Here is an 18,197-nt window from a genome sequence, read left to right on the forward strand (position 1 = left end):
GAAAGAGTCAGCACATACACTGACTCTACCATTTCACTATCATTCCTTGCTTACTACTTTGTAAACAAGCTGTAATAACACGAATTACATTTAGAGCTTCCTCAGCAGTAACAGGTGGCTTTTCTCGTTTCATTATCGCATCTCGGACACCTTTATAATAGTTCTCATAACACCCGATTTCTGTTGGAATATGAATTTCTTGTTCCTCTGTAGAAAGAACAGTATACATATGCATAGCATCTTCTCCATATCCTTCATCACCAGGTTTCTTTCCTGCCTTTAGCTGCTCTTCTTGGGGATCCATTCCATATTTAACAATCGAACCTTTTTCACCGTGAATGCTAAAATGTGGTCCTGCATGTTTAACGTGACTACCGCTATGAAGAATCACACGCATTTCTTCATAATGAAGAATAATATGAAAATAATCATCTATTTGTGACCCCAGACGCTGATTGACAATATCTGCATAAACTGCTTCCGGCATTCCAAATAGATGCAACGCTTGATCAATGAGATGTGAACCTAAATCAAACAACATCCCTGATCCTGGTAAATTATGTTCTCGCCAGCGATCGCGAACATGGGGGCGAAATCTATCAAAATGAGCCTCATACGTATAAACTTTACCGATTTTATCATCTTGTAATAGTTTTTGAACCGTTCTGAAATCGTTATCAAAACGGCGATTATGATATACACTTAACACAACACCATGCTGCTCTGCTAATGCTATCAACTCTTCCCCTTCTTCAACAGAAACAACAAAAGGCTTTTCAACAACAACATCTTTACCGTGAAGAACTGCCTTTTTTGCATATTCAAAATGCGTTGTATTAGGAGATGTAATAATAATAAGATCAATGTCCTCTTGCATAACAAGCTCATCGATTGTTGTCACAACTTCTGCATGTGGAAATGATGCTTTTACTTTCTCTTCCTGTGAAGAAACAATCGCACGGATTTCATAGTCTTCAATTGTTTGTAGCAACGGAATATGGAAGGTTGTACTAGAAAAGCCGTAACCTACAATACCAACACCTATTTTGTTCATAAAACCCCTCCAGGTTATGTATGGAATATGATGAACTTTTATTATATCAACTTATCTTTTTTCTACATAATGTTTTGCTTTCTATATAAATCCAAATTAAAAAACCGATATAAAACCATTCTTTTTAGGTGGCCGAGAGCATCTGGCCATGCATAGAAGGGGTCAGGGCCTTTTTCTGCCACATGCGAAGTTCAAACAAAGGGAGAAAACGAATGCACACTCCTCTTTTTCTGCATAGCATAGCATCAATCTGTATATCAAAAAATTAAAATCTAATTATATAAACAAAATTGATAGTGGTAACATAGATTATGAGGAACTTCTCTTCTACATGTCAAAGAGCCACCCTACTTAGGGTAGCCCTCATACTATGCTAAATACGCTTCTTTCACAAATTCATCATGCATCAATGATTTTCCTTCTCCTACCATTTTAATTTCCCCTGTCTGAATCACATATCCACGATGTGCAACTTGCAGCGCTTGATACGCATTTTGTTCAACAAGTAGAATCGTCATTCCTTCTTTATTAAGCTCTGAAATAATTTCAAAGATTTGCTCAACAATAATTGGCGCAAGTCCCATTGAAGGTTCATCTAACATAAGTAAATGAGGCTGGCTCATGAGCGCACGTCCAATTGCAAGCATTTGTTGTTCACCACCACTCATCGTACCACCCTTTTGTTCTAGCCGTTCTTTTAGCTTTGGAAAATAGTGAAAAGTGCGCTCCATCCGTTCCTTCACTATTCTTTTATCCTTTACTGAAAATGCCCCCATCTCTAAATTTTCTTTTACTGTGAGGCGTGAAAAAATGCGTCTCCCCTCTGGTACATGAGCAATTCCGGATAATGCTGTTACATGCGGGGATTGTTTCGTAATTTGTTTACCCTCAAACAAAATTTCTCCTGACTTCGGTATAACAAGGCCACTGATTGTCTTTAATGTCGTTGATTTCCCAGCCCCATTGCATCCAATAAGCGTTACAATTTCACCTTTTCCTACAGAAATATTAATACCTTTTAACGCGTGAATGCCACCATAATACGCATTTATATTGGTAAGCTCTAGCAAAATACTTCCCTCCTTTTTATCCCTCATTACTTCTCTAACACTGCACTTTTCCCTAAATACGCTTCAATAACTTTTGAATTATTACGAATCTCTTCCGGTCTTCCTTCTGCAATTTTTTCACCATGATCTAGCACAATGATATGTTCAGATATCTCCATAACAAGTTTCATATCATGTTCAATTAATACAATTGTTAGGTCCAGCTCTTCACGCATACGATAAATAAGCGCTGTTAATTCCTTCGTTTCCTTCGGGTTCATCCCGGCCGCTGGCTCATCCAATAGTAGCACTTGCGGTTTTGCCGCAAGCGCCCTAGCAATTTCAAGGCGCCGCTGTGCCCCGTACGATAAATTTTGCGCTTCTTCATTTAATAAGTGAGCTAAACCAACATATTCTAGAAGTTCGTATGCCGTTTGCTGGGCTTTTTCCTCTTCTCTCTTTACCCCTGGCAGGTGTAACAAAATCCCTAAAAGATTACTTTTCAAATGATTGTGAAGTCCTACCATGACATTTTCAAGTACTGTCATATTGTTAAAAAGACGAATATTTTGAAACGTACGAGCAATGCCATACTTTGAAATACCATGCGGCTTCAAACCAGTTATTTTTTCTGCACCAAGTAGAATATCCCCTTCATCGGGCTTATACACGCCTGTTACCATATTAAAGAAGGTCGTTTTCCCTGCTCCATTCGGTCCAATTACAGCAGTTATCGATCCTTTGTTTACTTTCATATCAACACTTTTCACTGCAACAAGCCCGCCAAACCGCTTTGTAATATTCCGAACTGTTAAAATCGTCATATCCTCACCCCTAGGCTCCAAATACATTCTCTTTTTGTGTTTTCGATTCGATTTGTTTTATCCTACCTTTTTTCAGCTGCTCTTCATTAAATTTCCGATTTTTCGCAGGTATGAGTCCTTGCGGGCGATACAAAGCAAATAAAATTAAAATTCCCCCAAAGATAAAACGCTGCATTTTAGCTGGAGAAAGTGCATCCGGAATTGCAACCGTTCCACTTAAGTTTAATTGGTTTAACCAGTTTGTTAATTCAGTAAGTACTTGTAAATTTAAAATCGTCATAACTGCTGCTCCTAAAATAACCCCTGGTACACTCCCCATACCACCAAGTAATACCATGACAAGAATAGTAATCGATTCTAGTAACGTAAAACTGGTTGGATCGACGAAAGTTTGTTTTGCTGCAAAGACAACACCCATCATTCCTGAAAATGATGCACCGATTGCAAATGCTAACAGCTTTGTTTTCACAAGCGGAATTCCCATCGCTTGGGCGGCAATTTCATTTTCACGAACGGCCTTCCAAGAACGGCCTATTTTCGAAAACTCTAGTCGTTTTACAATAAAGATCACAAGTAGTAAAATACCGAGGACAATGTAGTACACTTGACTTGATTGCAAAAATGTAAATCCAAATAAAGAAGGTGGTTTTACAGAAGATAAACCCATTGCACCGTTCGTAATATTAACCGGTTTATCTAGATTATTAAAAATAATACGGATAATCTCCCCAAATCCAAGTGTTACAATTGCTAAATAATCGCCTTTCACACGCAACACCGGGATACCAAGCAAGACTCCAAATATTGCCGCAATAAAACCGCCTAGTAAAATAAAAATCCAAAAGCTTTCTCCTGACAATGGATATTGACCGAATGGCATAAAATTATTTGCTTGAGCTGTTGCAAAAATACCGTATGTGTAAGCTCCTATTGCAAAAAAAGCGACAAATCCTAAATCTAGCAATCCTGCAAAGCCGACAACAATATTTAACCCTAGCGCCATTGCTATATAAATTCCAACTAATGTCGCCACTTCCATATAAGACTGATAAGCAGGACCACCACTGGCTGTGAATGGAAGCAATATAACTAATACAAATAACCCTATTAACCATTTCCATTTACTGTGTAAATTTGTGTAATACAATAATAAAAGAGACAATAATAATAGTAGAAATGCCGTTACTGACTTTTGTGCAAAATATAGACTCGCAGCAGTTATGCCCATATAAAGGACTAATAATATAAGTTGCATCCTCGTACTTTCCCTTATCATTTCTAGCCATTTTGTCATTATCATCACCTACACTTTCTCGGCAACTGCTTTGCCGAAAATACCTTCTGGTTTAAAAATTAAAACGAGAATTAAAATTCCAAAGGCAAACACATCCTTATATTCAGCTCCCAATATTCCAGAAGACAAAATCGATAAATTTGCAGCCGCAAACATTTCTAACAGCCCAAGCAATATACCGCCAACCATCGCACCTCGGATATTACCAATTCCGCCCAGAACAGCTGCTGTAAACGCTTTTAATCCTAAAATAAAGCCAATGTACGGGTCTATTGTTCCATATTGTACAGCAAACAGGACACCTGTTGCTCCGCCAAGCGCGGAACCGATAAAAAACGTAAGGGAAATCACTTTATTCACATTTACTGACATTAACGAAGCAGTATCACGATCTTGCGCAACAGCACGCATCGCCATTCCCCACTTTGTTTTATTAACGAAAAAGTCTAGAGAGAGCATCATAATAACCGCAAGAATGAGTAGAATAAGTGAAGATGTTTTAAGTTGAGCATTATTAAAAGAAGATATAATTGCTGAAGCTTGTACTGTAATTTGATCATTGAATAAAGTAGGACCTGTTATAATGTAGTTTCCCTTTTTTAATTCAGCAATAAAACGAACGATATCTTGCAGCAAAAAAGAAACACCAATCGCTGTGATTAACGTAATAAGTTTCGGTGCTTTTCGAAGCGGTCGATACGCGACCCTTTCAATCCCCATCCCAAGAAAACCCGTTATAAGAGATGTTGCAACTAAAACAAGTAACAACGCTAGCAAAGCTGGCATAACCGTCATCCAACCAAACCCCATAAAAACAAGGAAAATTGTTGTACCAATAAAAGCACCCGTCATAAAAATTTCTCCATGAGCAAAATTGATAAGTTCTAATATTCCATATACCATCGTATATCCTAACGCAACAACTGCGTACACTGCACCAAGTGTTAATCCGTCAATTAGCACTTGAGGAAGTGTATGCATGATTTCTCCGAACATAAAATTTCCTCCTTTTTATTTTTCTTTAAAAAAGGTACGGAACATAAGTACCGTACCCATATCACCTTACTTTTTCTCGACTTCCCCTTCTTGTCTACCTGGATATTTTTGCTCTGCAAATTTATAAATATATACTTTTGCAAACTTATTATCACCTTTGTTATCAAATCCTACGTTTGTTACCGCCCCTTCAAAATTATTTGTTTTCCGAACAGTATCGCGCACTTGTTCTCGAGTTGGCATTTTGTTGTTATTTGCTTTAATCGCATCTTTCACTCCTTGCAGAAGTACACCCGCAGCGTCATAACCATAAGCTGAATATCCTTCTACTTCTTTATTAAATTTGCTCTTATAATCATCTGCGAATTTCTTTCCTTTTTCCGTCGTTTTCGGATCAGCAGCGATAGAAGTGTAATACGTATTCTCAATAGAGTTACCTGCAATTTCTACCATCGTTGCTGAATCCATACCATCACCGCCCATAAAAGGAACCGCAAGGCCCTTTTCACGTGCTTGCTTCACTAACAGTCCACCTTCTGCATATAGACCACCAAAGTAAATTAAATCAGGTTTTTTCGCTAGTACTTTATTTAATACACCATTAAAATCTTTTTCTCCAACCGTAATAGATTCATAGCCTGCAATCGTTCCACCTAATTTTTCAATTTCTGTTTTAAATGCTTTAGCTAAACCTGTTCCATAAGCTGTTTTATCATCAATAATAAAAACGCTTTTTGCCTTCAGTGTTTTTAATGCAAATTCTGCTCCAGCAGGACCTTGAAAATCATCTCTTGTGCATATACGATTTACTACTTTCAAATTACGATCTGTTACTTCAACAGCAGTATTTGTAGGTGATACCATAACAACATTGTTTTTCTCATACACTTCAGAAGATGGAATCGCAACTCCTGAATTCATATGTCCAACGATACCGAGTATTTCTTTATCCGCGCCAATAATTTGTGCGTTCGCAACACCTTTTTTCGGATCAGCCTGATCATCATATGGCACAAGCCTTAGTTCATATCCTAATTTTTTAAACTCTTCTTTTTGTTCTTCTATCTTCAACTGTGCACCAAGTTTAATTGCTTCCCCTTGCGTTGCTGAACCACCCGAAAGCGGTGATTGAGTCGCAATTTTTATGACCTTTCCACCTCCACCTCCCGTACTTGCTGTGTCAGCATTACCACTTGTTTTATTGCCGCATCCCGTTAACAAGCCAAACATACATACCGCTGAAAGAACAAAAGCAAAATTCTTCTTTTTTATCACCCATATACCCCCAATTTCATTTTTCTGAACATTTAAAATATTTAGTTAAATAATAATAGAAGTATTTTATTTGTACAACTACTATTCTTCAGACAAATTTAGACAAAAACGCCCGACTCATTATATGAGTCGGGCGTTTTTTACTGTTCTTTTTTCTGCGGCCACGTTTCCACAACAAGACCAACATCACTTACATCTATTAATAAACTTCCGTTACTGTAACGATCCTTATTACGAAGTGTATTCGGATCAAGTTCTTCTATTATCTGTTTTTCTGTTCGCATACAAACAACTTCATCTGCTCGAACAATTTCTACACCGACAATGCGATATGGATTCTTTTTCAATTCTTTAAAGATAACGAGTCCTCGTTTTGCTCTCGTTGATTTTTCAATTTCTGTTGCTTTTAATCGTTTTACTGCGCCTCGTTGCGTAACGAGAACGAGCTGATCTTTCTCAGAATTGATAGGAAGACCGCATACAACGTAGTCATCTTCTTTCACATTCATTCCTTTTACACCAGCTGCTCGCACGCCAACTGGACTCACTTCTTCTTCATTGAAAACAAGTGCATATGCACCATGCGTTGCAAGAAGAATATCTTGTGTTCCATCTGTAACAAAAATATCAACGACTTCATCATCTTTCTTTAAATTAACCGCGACAAATGCACGTGAATAACGCTGCACTTTATATTGATTTAATTCTGTTTTTTTAATCATTCCATTTCTAGTCACAAACGTAATAAATCGCTTCTCTTCGTCAAAATTCGGAACAACAGTTGCAAAGACGAGTGTTTCATCTCGGTCAAGCGAAACAATATTCGCAACGTGCTGACCTAAATCTTTCCAGCGAATATCTGGCATTTCGTATACCGGAAGATAAATATAATTCCCTTTGTTTGTAAATAAAAGAATTGTCGCGGTTGTATTTGTATCAAAGCGTTCGAGTAAGATGTCGCCCTCTTTCATACCAAAGTCTTTTCCGTTCGATGCATTATGCGAGCGCCAACCAGTTCGCTTTACATATCCTTCTTTCGTTACAGTAACGATGACATCTTCATGTGGAATCATCACTTCCACATCAATTTTAATTTCTTCAATCTCTTCCTCAATTACAGCACGACGATTATCACTATACGTTTTCTTTACTCTCTTTAAGTCCGATTTAATCACTTGAAGAAGTCTTTTTTCACTTTGTAAAATCGCTTGTAATTCTGTAATTTTCGTTTGTAGCTCTTCGGCCTCTTTTTCTAACGCTGTAATGTCTGTATTTGTTAAACGGTACAATTGCAGTGATACAATTGCTTCTGATTGTGCTTCTGTAAAAGAGAATCTTGCACTTAAATTATTTTTCGCATCACGTTTATCTTTAGAAGCACGAATTGTTTCAATGACCTTATCTAAGATTGATAAAGCTTTCATCAAACCTTCCACGATATGCTGACGATTTTCCGCTTTTCGCAATTCATATTGCGAACGACGTGTTACAACTTCTTTTTGATGCCCAATATATGCATCTAAAATCTTTGGTAATGTCATTAGTGTAGGGCGGCGATTATGAATTGCTACCATATTGAAGTTATATGGTATTTGTAAATCTGTATTTTTATATAAATAATTTAAAATACCTTCTGCATTTGCATCTTTTTTCAATTCGACAACAATACGAAGACCTGTACGATCCGTTTCATCACGAACTTCGGCAATTCCATCTAGCTTCTTATCTAAACGTAGCTCATCCATTTTCTTTACAAGATTTGCTTTGTTTACTTCGTAAGGAATTTCTGTAATTATGATTTGCTGCTTCCCACCACGAATCGTCTCAACTTCTGCTTTTCCGCGGATGATAATTTTTCCTTTTCCTGTTTCATATGCCTTCTTAATCCCATCAAGCCCTTGGATAATCCCACCTGTCGGGAAGTCTGGCCCTTTAATCAGCATTAATAAATCGTCTACAGTACTGTTTGGTTTATCAATGCGCAGCATTGTTGCATCGATAACTTCTCCAAGATGATGCGGCGGAATTTCTGTTGCATAACCGGCTGAAATTCCCGTAGATCCGTTCACTAAAAGATTTGGAAACATAGCTGGTAATACAACTGGCTCTTCACTTGTATCATCAAAGTTTGAAACAAACTCCACTGTTTCTTTATCAATGTCACGTAATAACTCAGAAGCAATTGGTGATAAACGAGCCTCTGTATAACGCATCGCCGCTGCCGGATCACCATCGACACTACCATTATTTCCATGCATTTCAACTAATACATTTCGTACTTTCCAATCTTGGCTTAAACGTACCATCGCTTCATACACGGACGAATCACCATGCGGATGATAGTTACCAATTACGTTACCAACTGTTTTGGCAGACTTACGAAACGGCTTATCATTTATATTTCCTTCTACATACATAGAGTATAAAATACGACGTTGTACTGGTTTTAAACCGTCGCGTGCATCTGGAAGCGCACGGTCTTGGATAATATATTTACTATAACGTGCAAAGCGGTCACCAAGCACATCTTCAAGCGGGAGGTCATGAAACTTCTCTGCTTGCATGTTATTCCACCTCCGTTGCTATAATCATTTCATTTTCTAAAATATTTCCTTCTTCCTGCATACCAAATTGAACATTGCGCTCAATCCATTTACGGCGCGGTTCTACTTTATCCCCCATCAATGTAGCAACCCGGCGATCTGCTCGTGAAGCATCATCAATTTTAACGCGAATTAATGTGCGCGTCTCTGGGTTCATCGTTGTTTCCCATAATTGGTCCGCATTCATTTCACCAAGACCTTTATAACGCTGTAGAATATAACCTTTTCCGACCTTTTTCGTGACTTCATCAAGCTCTTCATCAGACCAAGCGTATTCAATGACTTCACTTTTCCCCTTCCCTTTACTCACTTTGTATAAAGGAGGAAGTGCAATAAATACTTTACCTGCTTCAATTAGCGGCTTCATATAACGATAGAAGAATGTCAATAGCAGTACTTGAATATGTGCACCATCTGTATCGGCATCAGTCATAATAACAATTTTGTCATAATTAATATCTTCAACAGAAAATTCCGCTCCAACACCGCCGCCAATTGCATAAATAATCGTGTTAATCTCTTCATTCTTAAAAATGTCGGCGAGTTTTGCCTTTTCTGTATTAATAACTTTACCGCGCAGTGGAAGAACAGCTTGGAAGCGACGATCCCGGCCTTGTTTTGCAGAACCGCCTGCAGAATCACCCTCTACTAAATATAATTCGTTCTTTTGTGGATTACGCGACTGGGCTGGTGTCAGCTTTCCGCTCAATGTTCCTTCTGAACGTTTTTTCTTTTTGCCGCTGCGCGCTTCTTCACGCGCTTTTCGTGCTGCCTCACGAGCTTGTGCTGCTTTAATTGCTTTTTTCACAAGAAGCGTAGCCACATCGGGATTTTCCTCTAAAAAATACGCCAAATGCTCTGACACAACAGCATCAACAGCTGAACGCCCTTCACTTGTTCCAAGCTTTCCTTTCGTTTGTCCTTCAAACTGAAGCAATTCTTCTGGAACACGAATGGAAACAATGGCAGCTAACCCTTCACGAATATCCGTTCCTTCTAAGTTTTTATCTTTCTCTTTTAACAAAGAAACTTTACGTGCATACTCGTTAAATACACGTGTCATTGCTGTTTTAAATCCAGCTTCGTGCGTACCGCCATCTTTCGTACGCACATTATTAACAAAGGAAAGAATGTTCTCAGAGTATGCGTCGTTAAACTGAAAAGCCAATTCCGCTTCAATTCCATTTTGCTCTCCTGCAAAATATACAACTGGATGCAATGGGTCTTTCTCTTCGTTTAAATAAGAAACAAACGCTTCAATACCCGTTTCATAATGAAACACATCTTCTAAATCGTTGCGTTTATCCTGAAGCACAATTTTCATGCCTTTTAATAAAAATGCTGATTCACGTAATCTCTCGCATAACGTTTCATAATTATAATTCGTTGTGCTAAAAATCGTTCGATCAGGTTTAAAATGAATCGTTGTTCCAGTATCTTTTGCTTTTCCGATTTTCTCAAGTGTCGTAACTGGAACACCACCATTTTCAAATCGTTGTTCATATACGTAACCATCTCGTTTAATTGTAACAACAAGCCACTCCGACAACGCGTTTACAACTGATGCGCCAACACCGTGCAAACCGCCACTCGTTTTATAACCGCCTTGTCCAAATTTACCACCTGCATGAAGCACAGTTAAAATGACTTCTGGTGTCGGTTTTCCAAGCTTATGCATTCCTATCGGCATACCGCGCCCTTTATCTACTACACTTATACTGTTATCTTTATGTATTACAACTTTAATTTCATCGCCAAATCCCGCTAATGCTTCATCAACGGAGTTATCTACGATCTCATATACTAAATGATGCAATCCGCGGCTATCCGTACTCCCGATGTACATACCCGGGCGTTTCCGAACGGCTTCAAGACCTTCTAGCACTTGAATTGCATTTTCATCATATTGAAATTGACGCTTAGCCAAACTCCTTGCCCCTTTCCTACCCAAAAAATCAGAACATATGTTTCCTATTATAGAATAACGCCTTTTACTCACTTTTGGCAAGTTACGTTATTTCTTTTATATACTATTTTCATAAGAAAAATCCTTGCTTGTCACAAGGATTCCTCTACGCTACTATTTCAGAAAAGTAATCGTTTGTCAACGAAACATGGATATGTATTCCAAAAACAACTACATACTCCACCATTTAATAATCAACAAAATGATAATAATCCAAAATGGAGTGACAAGCAGCAATCCCCAAAAACAACCTTTAAAAAACTTCATGATGAACACCTCGTCCATCTGCTCCTCCCTATTATATGAATAGGAGCTCAATAAACTTCAAAAATACGATCTATCCCGCTATTTTGAGCAGTATCTCCCTCAAAATCCAGGGCGAAGTGAGGAAGATATGCGGGGAATAACTCCCCGTAAAAACCCGATTAATGAGAGCTGTCCATCATTGGAAGGCGAACCGCCCCCCAATGATAGAAGTCTCACTTTATCTTGTCATTGCATGTTCAACTTTAATGCAACGATCCATAATGACAGTATAGCCTTTTTCTTTCAAAAAACGATATGTTTCCTCATCTTGTATACCTAATTGTGCCCAAAATGTATCCGCTTCAATCGCAGTAAACTCTTTGGCAACATCCATTAAAAACTCAGAACGACGAAATACATTAACGATATCAACATGCTCTTTTATTTCAGCTAACGATTTTACCGCTCGTTCTCCTAATACAGTATCTACGTTTGGATTAACAGGAATAATACGGTATCCTGCATCTTGCATCGCTTTTGACACCATATAAGAAGTACGTCCTGGATTATCAGATAATCCGACAACCGCAATAGTCTTACTATTTTTTAAAATCTCTCCAATTTCCGTACGAGTTGGATTTTCAATTGTCATATGTAATCCCTCCTGTTAGTTTAGTATAGCCGATAAAGAAAGTCTCTTTCAACATGAAAGAGACTTTCTTTATTAATTCGTAGTACCACTATCAGCTAGTGTTAATGTTTTCGTTATTTTCTCACCATTTCGATACGCTGTCACTTCTAGTTTGTCGCCTACTTTTTTCTTCTCATATAAGTATTTACGGAATTGAACTGCATTTTCTATTTTTTGACCATCAAAGGCAACGACAACATCATATTGCTGTAATCCTGCTTTTTCTGCTGGTGATCCTGGAGTAATTTGTCTTAACAGAACACCACTTGTTACATCTTTAGGTAACTTAAATTGACCTAATGCATAACTTGGGATTTCATCAAGACCCATTACTGTAACCCCCATAACAGGTCGTTTTACCTCACCATATTTTTCAAGAGAGTCAATTACTGGTTTTGCTACATTAATTGGAATGGCAAATCCAATTCCCTCTACTGCTTGCTGTGCAATTTTACTAGAGTTAATACCAATTACTTCACCGTTTTGATTGAATAGGGCACCACCGCTATTCCCTGGGTTAATCGCAGCATCTGTTTGAATAACTTGTGCTTGCCAATCTGGACGGCCATCCCCGTTAATATCAACCGGGATTTCACGATCTTTACTACTAATAATCCCTTCTGTTACACTTCCATCAAAGCCAAGTGGGTTACCAATTGCAATCGCAGATTCTCCTGCACGAATTTTATCTGAATCGCCAAGTGTTGCAATTTTATTAACATTTTTTCCATCAATCTCAACAACCGCTAAATCTAACCAAGGATCTTTTCCTACTAACTTCGCTGGCACATTCGTTCCATTACTCAACTTCACTTCTAATTTATTTGCACCATCTACAACATGGTTATTTGTCACAATAAGTGCCTTATCTCCAACTTTTTTATAAATAACACCTGATCCTGAACCAGCTTCAGCTTCTTGTCCTGCTGATTGAGAAAATGGATCCATATTTTTTTGGAAATTCATTACACCTACAACTACTTCTTTTGCTCCTTCAATCATACCAGGGAGATCTGTTGCACCTTTTGTTTTATTAACAACTGGAACCGCCGTTCCCTCTACTTTTGTTCCAGAAGAAGATGAAATCACAGAGTTATTTGTCCAAGGCATATACGGAGCTGCAAAACTAATTGTAACGGCACCAATAACAGCACCGACAACTCCTGTAAAAAAGTATCCTTTTTTGCTGCTCGATTTTACTGTTTCCGTACGAGTTTCATTCGTTTCTGTTTGATTATAATATCCCATAACTTATTTATCCCCTCTCTACTTAAATCGTATTTTTAGTATAATCACGGTTTGTGTCCTTTCTGTGAACTCATCGTGAAATCCAAACAAAAAAATACAATCATATTTCATAAATAATCAAGTATAAAAAATTGTACATACAATTAAGTATAAGAATGTATAGATAGGCACCAATATTACTCTTCAAACTTATATCCGACACGAATAACTGTACCAATATGTGTTGCTTTATCTCCTAATTTATTACGAAGTTTCTTAATATGTGTGTCTACTGTACGATCATCTCCGAAGTAATCATACCCCCAAAGTTGATCTAATAAATGTTGACGAGATAATACAATCCCTTTATTCTCCATTAAATAAACAAGAAGCTCAAATTCTTTATGTGTTAATGTAATCTCTTCACCGTCTACCATTACAGTACGCGACAAACGATTCACTTCGATACCTGCAAGAGAAAGTGTATTCTCTTCAGCTTGCCCTAACGCACCATCCGCACGTTTTAATAATGTTTTAGCACGTGCAACTAAAATTTTCGGACTAAACGGTTTTGTTACATATTCGTCTGCTCCTAATTCAAAGCCAAGTAAAGTATCATCCTCATCAGAACGAGCTGTTAACATAATGATTGGTACCGCTGATTCTTTTCTTACACGTCTACATACAGACCAGCCATCAATTTCTGGCAACATAATATCTAATATAATTAAATCTACCGTATGCTCATCAAACCGTTCTAATGCTTTCTTTCCATCTTCAGCTTCAATAACTTCAAAGCCCTCATTCCGAAAATAATCACTAACAATTTCTCGCAATCTTTTTTCATCTTCAACAAGTAAAACTGTTTTATTCAATTCTATCCCGTCCTTTTACTCCTTCAATCGTATAATACGTTGATTCGAACTTCCGCGAAACGGTAATGTAAGGTCTCGCTTCGCTAGCTCAAACCTTCCATCTACTAATACATCTGCATACTGCAACAATTCTATCATATCATTATTTCGTGAATTCTGTATCTCCTCTAATGTATAACCTGTGTAAATCCATAAATTTTTTCTCATTTTTTTTACTGCTTTTGCTATTGCTTTCACTTCAGCAGCTTGAAAAAATGGATCTCCACCTGAAAATGTTACATCAGTAAGGGGGTTTTTTTCAATTTCTGTTATCATTTCTTCTTTTGTAATCTCAGTTCCATTACAAATATTCCAAGACTGTGGATTATGGCAGCCAAAACAGCGATGCGGACAGCCCGCAAAAAATACGACTGTCCGCAACCCTTCACCATCTACTACACTATCATGAATGATATTCATTACTCTCATATATGTTTCACCCGATCCGCTTCTTCACTTCGCTTCGCACTGTTCCACTTTGACATATCTCCTACAAGGTATCCAGTAATGCGGCGAATTCTTTCAAAATAATATTTATCTTCATTACTACAGCTTGGACATTCATTCCCAATCACACCATTATAACCACAACATTTACAGCGGTCCACTGGGTGATTAATGGAGCCATACCCTACACCATTTTGTGCCATTGCCTTTACAATTTGCTGTAATGCTTTTTGATTATGAACAGCCGCCCCGTCCAATTCAATATACGTAATATGACCACCATTACAAAGTGCATGAAACGGTCCTTCTAAACGAATTTTATCAATTACTTTAATAGGATAATAAACTGGAATATGGAATGAATTTGTATAATAATTATGATCCGTTACACCTGTAATCGTTCCAAATTCAGCTCGATCTTTTTTAATAAATTTTCCTGATAATCCTTCTGCCGGAGTAGCAATTAACGAGAAATTCAATTGATATTTCTCTGTTGCTTCATCCATTTTCTTTTTCATATATTCAATAATTTCATACCCAAGCTTCCATGACGCTTCATCTTCCCCATGATGTTTTCCTGTTAAAGCAACTAAACATTCTGCAAGGCCGATAAAACCAATACTTAATGTACCTTGTTTTAAAATTTCAGCAACACAATCTTCAGGTTGAAGTTGTTCACCACCACGCCATACTCCTTGTGAATATAAGAATTGAAAATCTCTTGCTTTTTTCGTCGATTGATAAGAAAACCGTTCTAATAATTGACGAACACCTAGGTCCACATAATCATTTAGAGCTTCAAAAAATACTTCTTTTGTTTCACTGATGCATGCTAATTTCACTAAGTTAATAGATGTAAACGATAAATTTCCTCTTCCAATCGCTGTTTCTTCCCCATGAATATTGGACATAACACGAGTGCGACACCCCATATAACATACTTCACTTTCAGAACGGCCATCATAATGTTCCGCATTAAATGGTGCATCTAAAAATGAGAAGTTTGGAAACAATCGTTTCGCTGTCGTTGCTAATGCTAGTTCAAATAAATCATAATTTGGATCTTTTTCTTCAAAATTTACACCTTTTTTTAATTTGAAGATTTGAATCGGAAAAATAGGTGTTTCTCCTTTTCCTAATCCAGCCTGCGTTGCTCGTAACAATTGTTTAATCAATAATCTTCCTTCTTTTGATGTATCCGTTCCGTAATTAATCGAAATAAATGGAACTTGTCCTCCGCCCCTGCTATGCATGCTATTCGAATTATGAATAAATGCTTCACATGCTTGGTACGTATCATTTTCTGTTTCTTTCCACGCAAACTCTTCTACTTGTTTAACTGTTAATGGATATGTTGCTAAACGTTTTTTATTTCTTTCAAACGTTTTTCTCACATATGGTGCTAAATCTATATCAAACAGCGCAAATGATTGACCACCATGCTGCATATTTTGATTCGCTTGAAAAATAATAGAGGAAAGTGCCAACGCACTTTTAATATCTTGTGGCTGTCGCATATATCCATGGCCTGTATGAAACCCATTTTCAAGCATTTGAGCTAATGGAATTTGCGAACAAGTTGTCGTACCTGTTGCATAAAAATCTAAATCATGCGGATATAAAATATTTTGATCAATTGCTTTTTTCACTTCTTCAGAAAGTAAATGTTCAATCGCATAATACTTTGCACTCTCAGAGGCAAATTTCCCCATCATTCCCATCGGAGACCGGCCATCAACATTCGCATTTTCCTGCATTAAATCTTGTTCATTTGCATAAACGATTTTCGTAAAAATATCCTTTAGGTTCTCTTCATATTTACTGTTTTTTTCTATCACTTGCTTCATTCCTTAACCCCCCAACAACATCTTGTTCATTTACTATCAAAATGATACAACATATAGTAAGAGCAGGTATGTGAAAAATGTAACATTCTGTGAAAATTTTTTAAACATTCATCGAACCTTTTATTTTTCCCGCATGAACGGACAATAAGAGTCCCATTAGTGAATACTCTCTATCAGTGAGAGATGAGGAACCCACCACCAATAGAAGTTTCACTCTATAAAAAAGAAATGTGTTCTTTACAAATGTATGGTACAATATATGGGAAAAACTCTTTTTACCCTTTATCAACACATTTGAATAAAGGAGACTGAACTTATGCTTACATATCTTTTATTTATCGTTGCCTATTTACTTGGCTCGATTCCATCTGGGCTTGTCGTTGGAAAAATTGGCTATGGAATCGATATTCGCGAGCATGGCAGCGGAAATTTAGGAGGAACGAATACATTTCGTACATTAGGGAAAAAAGCGGGTTTCATTGTTACAATTGCTGATATTCTAAAAGGAACATTAGCTACAGCTCTACCGATGATTTTCGGTTTACATATCCATCCTCTATGGTTCGGATTAGCTGCAGTACTTGGTCATGTATACCCAATCTTTGCAAAGTTCCGCGGAGGAAAAGCAGTTGCTACTTCTGCTGGCGTACTATTATGCTACGCGCCAGTTACCTTTGTAGTACTAGCCGTTATCTTTTTTACCCTACTATTTACGACGAGATACGTTTCACTTTCTTCTATGTTAACAGCTATCGTTGCTGTTATTGCAGCAATTATAAACGGGGATAAAATCTTCATTGTTGCGATGTGTTTATTAGCTGGTATGGTTATTTATCGACATCGTGCAAATATTGGACGAATTATAAATAAAACAGAGCCAAAAGCAAATTTAACAAAGAAACAACAGAAACAAAAGTAGGATTGTAACCCACATAACGCAAAAAGAAAACGCAAAGCATATAAATGGCGTCTTTTTGCGTTATTTTTTATACTAAAAGAAAAAGTGATTATGTTGGAGGAACACAGATGAACATTTCAGTATCAAAAGAAGCAGTAAGCTGGTATAAAAACGAACTTGGTTTACAAACAGGCGATGCTATTCGCTTTTTCGTACAATACGGTGGATGTAGCACTGTTCAAAAAGGACTTTCATTAGGAATTCGTAAAGATAATCCAGTTACCCCTGCTGTACAAGTTCAAGAAGATGGCATTACTTTCTTTATTGAAGGCGATGATGAATGGTTCTTTGACGGACATAATTTATCTGTTACATTCAGTAGCGATGATGATTTTCCGCAATTTCATTATGAAAAATAAAAACGTGGCCTAAGCCACGTTTTTTCATTGTTTTTTAATCTTCTCGTATGTTTCATACCACTCTGGGTACAATTTTTTAAAGGATACCGGACGAAAACCTTCTTTTTTTGCACAAATATTTGTTGTAGATGCTGTAATACAACGTTCGCCGTTCCCATTATAAATTTCATAGCCGTATATAACGCGTAGTGGACTCACAGACTCCACCCACGTTTTCACAATTGCTTTTTCTCCGTAACGCATTGCTTTTCGATATGTAATTTGCAAATCAAGTACAGGAGATACAATCCCATCATTCTCCATTTCAACATATGAAAATCCTAAATCTTGAATTAACTTTGTACGCCCAAGTTCTAGCCATACTAAATAATTCGCATGGTAAACAACACCCATTTGATCTGTCTCTGCATAACGAATGTCAATTTCGTGTTCTGCTACAAACATATT

At 37.3% G+C, this 18,197-nt stretch carries 16 protein-coding genes; 2 read left to right on the forward strand and 14 right to left on the reverse strand.

All coding sequences use genetic code 11. The features are described from left to right. Positions 1–25 precede the first annotated feature (25 nt). The 13 genes from AB1284_RS12515 to AB1284_RS12575 form a co-directional block, all read right to left on the reverse strand. Positions 26–1,054 carry an oxidoreductase gene (locus AB1284_RS12515; RefSeq protein WP_429748988.1) on the reverse strand — a complete coding sequence of 343 codons (1,029 nt, stop codon included), beginning with the start codon at positions 1,052–1,054 and terminating at the stop codon, positions 26–28. 368 nt (positions 1,055–1,422) lie between these two features. Further along, positions 1,423–2,124 carry an ABC transporter ATP-binding protein gene (locus tag AB1284_RS12520; RefSeq protein WP_429761855.1) on the reverse strand — a complete coding sequence of 234 codons (702 nt, stop codon included), beginning with the start codon at positions 2,122–2,124 and terminating at the stop codon, positions 1,423–1,425. Positions 2,125–2,150: 26 nt separating this feature from the next. Next, on the reverse strand, positions 2,151–2,927 hold the full coding sequence (locus AB1284_RS12525; RefSeq protein WP_429748984.1) for an ABC transporter ATP-binding protein: 777 nt from the start codon (positions 2,925–2,927) through the stop codon (positions 2,151–2,153). 10 nt (positions 2,928–2,937) lie between these two features. Beyond that, a complete protein-coding gene (locus tag AB1284_RS12530) occupies positions 2,938–4,221 on the reverse strand; it encodes a branched-chain amino acid ABC transporter permease (protein ID WP_429748983.1) in 1,284 nt (427 codons plus the stop codon). Positions 4,222–4,230: 9 nt separating this feature from the next. Beyond that, on the reverse strand, positions 4,231–5,217 hold the full coding sequence (locus tag AB1284_RS12535; RefSeq protein WP_429748982.1) for a branched-chain amino acid ABC transporter permease: 987 nt from the start codon (positions 5,215–5,217) through the stop codon (positions 4,231–4,233). Positions 5,218–5,283: 66 nt separating this feature from the next. Further along, complete coding sequence (locus AB1284_RS12540; protein ID WP_429748981.1) at positions 5,284–6,492, reverse strand: branched-chain amino acid ABC transporter substrate-binding protein; 1,209 nt, start codon at positions 6,490–6,492, stop codon at positions 5,284–5,286. A gap of 140 nt (positions 6,493–6,632) precedes the next feature. Beyond that, positions 6,633–9,056, reverse strand: a complete 2,424-nt coding sequence (gene parC / locus AB1284_RS12545) for a DNA topoisomerase IV subunit A (RefSeq protein WP_429748980.1) — start codon at positions 9,054–9,056, stop codon at positions 6,633–6,635. Between the two features lies 1 nt (position 9,057). Next, complete coding sequence (parE, locus tag AB1284_RS12550; RefSeq protein WP_429748979.1) at positions 9,058–11,022, reverse strand: DNA topoisomerase IV subunit B; 1,965 nt, start codon at positions 11,020–11,022, stop codon at positions 9,058–9,060. A gap of 523 nt (positions 11,023–11,545) precedes the next feature. After that, complete coding sequence (locus AB1284_RS12555; protein ID WP_429748978.1) at positions 11,546–11,959, reverse strand: CoA-binding protein; 414 nt, start codon at positions 11,957–11,959, stop codon at positions 11,546–11,548. 72 nt (positions 11,960–12,031) lie between these two features. After that, positions 12,032–13,246 (reverse strand): S1C family serine protease, encoded by a 1,215-nt coding sequence (locus tag AB1284_RS12560; protein ID WP_429748976.1) that lies wholly within the window; start codon positions 13,244–13,246, stop codon positions 12,032–12,034. A gap of 176 nt (positions 13,247–13,422) precedes the next feature. Beyond that, the gene (locus AB1284_RS12565; protein WP_429748974.1) at positions 13,423–14,100 is read right to left on the reverse strand and encodes a response regulator transcription factor; all 678 of its coding nucleotides are present in this window, start codon (positions 14,098–14,100) and stop codon (positions 13,423–13,425) included. A 15-nt stretch (positions 14,101–14,115) separates the two neighbouring features. Then, complete coding sequence (nrdG, locus tag AB1284_RS12570; protein WP_429748972.1) at positions 14,116–14,568, reverse strand: anaerobic ribonucleoside-triphosphate reductase activating protein; 453 nt, start codon at positions 14,566–14,568, stop codon at positions 14,116–14,118. After that, on the reverse strand, positions 14,565–16,433 hold the full coding sequence (locus tag AB1284_RS12575) for an anaerobic ribonucleoside triphosphate reductase (RefSeq protein WP_429748970.1): 1,869 nt from the start codon (positions 16,431–16,433) through the stop codon (positions 14,565–14,567). The genes nrdG and AB1284_RS12575 overlap by 4 nt, the downstream gene beginning before the upstream one ends. A 316-nt stretch (positions 16,434–16,749) precedes the next feature. Here AB1284_RS12575 and plsY point away from each other — a divergent pair, with 316 nt between their 5' ends. Both plsY and AB1284_RS12585 read left to right on the forward strand, forming a co-directional pair. Further along, the gene (gene plsY / locus AB1284_RS12580) at positions 16,750–17,352 is read left to right on the forward strand and encodes a glycerol-3-phosphate 1-O-acyltransferase PlsY (RefSeq protein WP_336481090.1); all 603 of its coding nucleotides are present in this window, start codon (positions 16,750–16,752) and stop codon (positions 17,350–17,352) included. A 107-nt stretch (positions 17,353–17,459) separates the two neighbouring features. Next, the gene (locus tag AB1284_RS12585; protein ID WP_429748969.1) at positions 17,460–17,750 is read left to right on the forward strand and encodes a HesB/YadR/YfhF family protein; all 291 of its coding nucleotides are present in this window, start codon (positions 17,460–17,462) and stop codon (positions 17,748–17,750) included. A 24-nt stretch (positions 17,751–17,774) separates the two neighbouring features. Here AB1284_RS12585 and AB1284_RS12590 read toward each other — a convergent pair whose 3' ends face one another. Further along, positions 17,775–18,194 carry an acyl-CoA thioesterase gene (locus AB1284_RS12590; RefSeq protein WP_429748968.1) on the reverse strand — a complete coding sequence of 140 codons (420 nt, stop codon included), beginning with the start codon at positions 18,192–18,194 and terminating at the stop codon, positions 17,775–17,777. Positions 18,195–18,197 lie beyond the last annotated feature (3 nt).

Source organism: Bacillus sp. S2(2024), assembly GCF_050474045.1.
Classification (GTDB): domain Bacteria; phylum Bacillota; class Bacilli; order Bacillales; family Bacillaceae_G; genus Bacillus_A; species Bacillus_A yunxiaonensis.

Excerpts from the sequence above, each read along its gene's own strand:
- AB1284_RS12525 (WP_429748984.1), bottom strand. The coding sequence starts at position 2,927 with ATGACGATTTTAACAGTTCGGAATATTACAAAGCGGTTTGGCGGGCTT.
- AB1284_RS12555 (WP_429748978.1), bottom strand. The coding sequence starts at position 11,959 with ATGACAATTGAAAATCCAACTCGTACGGAAATTGGAGAGATTTTAAAA.
- AB1284_RS12515 (WP_429748988.1), bottom strand. The coding sequence starts at position 1,054 with ATGAACAAAATAGGTGTTGGTATTGTAGGTTACGGCTTTTCTAGTACA.
- AB1284_RS12575 (WP_429748970.1), bottom strand. The coding sequence starts at position 16,433 with ATGAAGCAAGTGATAGAAAAAAACAGTAAATATGAAGAGAACCTAAAG.
- AB1284_RS12590 (WP_429748968.1), bottom strand. The coding sequence starts at position 18,194 with ATGTTTGTAGCAGAACACGAAATTGACATTCGTTATGCAGAGACAGAT.
- AB1284_RS12560 (WP_429748976.1), bottom strand. The coding sequence starts at position 13,246 with ATGGGATATTATAATCAAACAGAAACGAATGAAACTCGTACGGAAACA.
- parC (WP_429748980.1), bottom strand. The coding sequence starts at position 9,056 with ATGCAAGCAGAGAAGTTTCATGACCTCCCGCTTGAAGATGTGCTTGGT.
- nrdG (WP_429748972.1), bottom strand. The coding sequence starts at position 14,568 with ATGAGAGTAATGAATATCATTCATGATAGTGTAGTAGATGGTGAAGGG.
- AB1284_RS12535 (WP_429748982.1), bottom strand. The coding sequence starts at position 5,217 with ATGTTCGGAGAAATCATGCATACACTTCCTCAAGTGCTAATTGACGGA.
- plsY (WP_336481090.1), top strand. The coding sequence starts at position 16,750 with ATGCTTACATATCTTTTATTTATCGTTGCCTATTTACTTGGCTCGATT.
- AB1284_RS12530 (WP_429748983.1), bottom strand. The coding sequence starts at position 4,221 with ATGACAAAATGGCTAGAAATGATAAGGGAAAGTACGAGGATGCAACTT.
- AB1284_RS12585 (WP_429748969.1), top strand. The coding sequence starts at position 17,460 with ATGAACATTTCAGTATCAAAAGAAGCAGTAAGCTGGTATAAAAACGAA.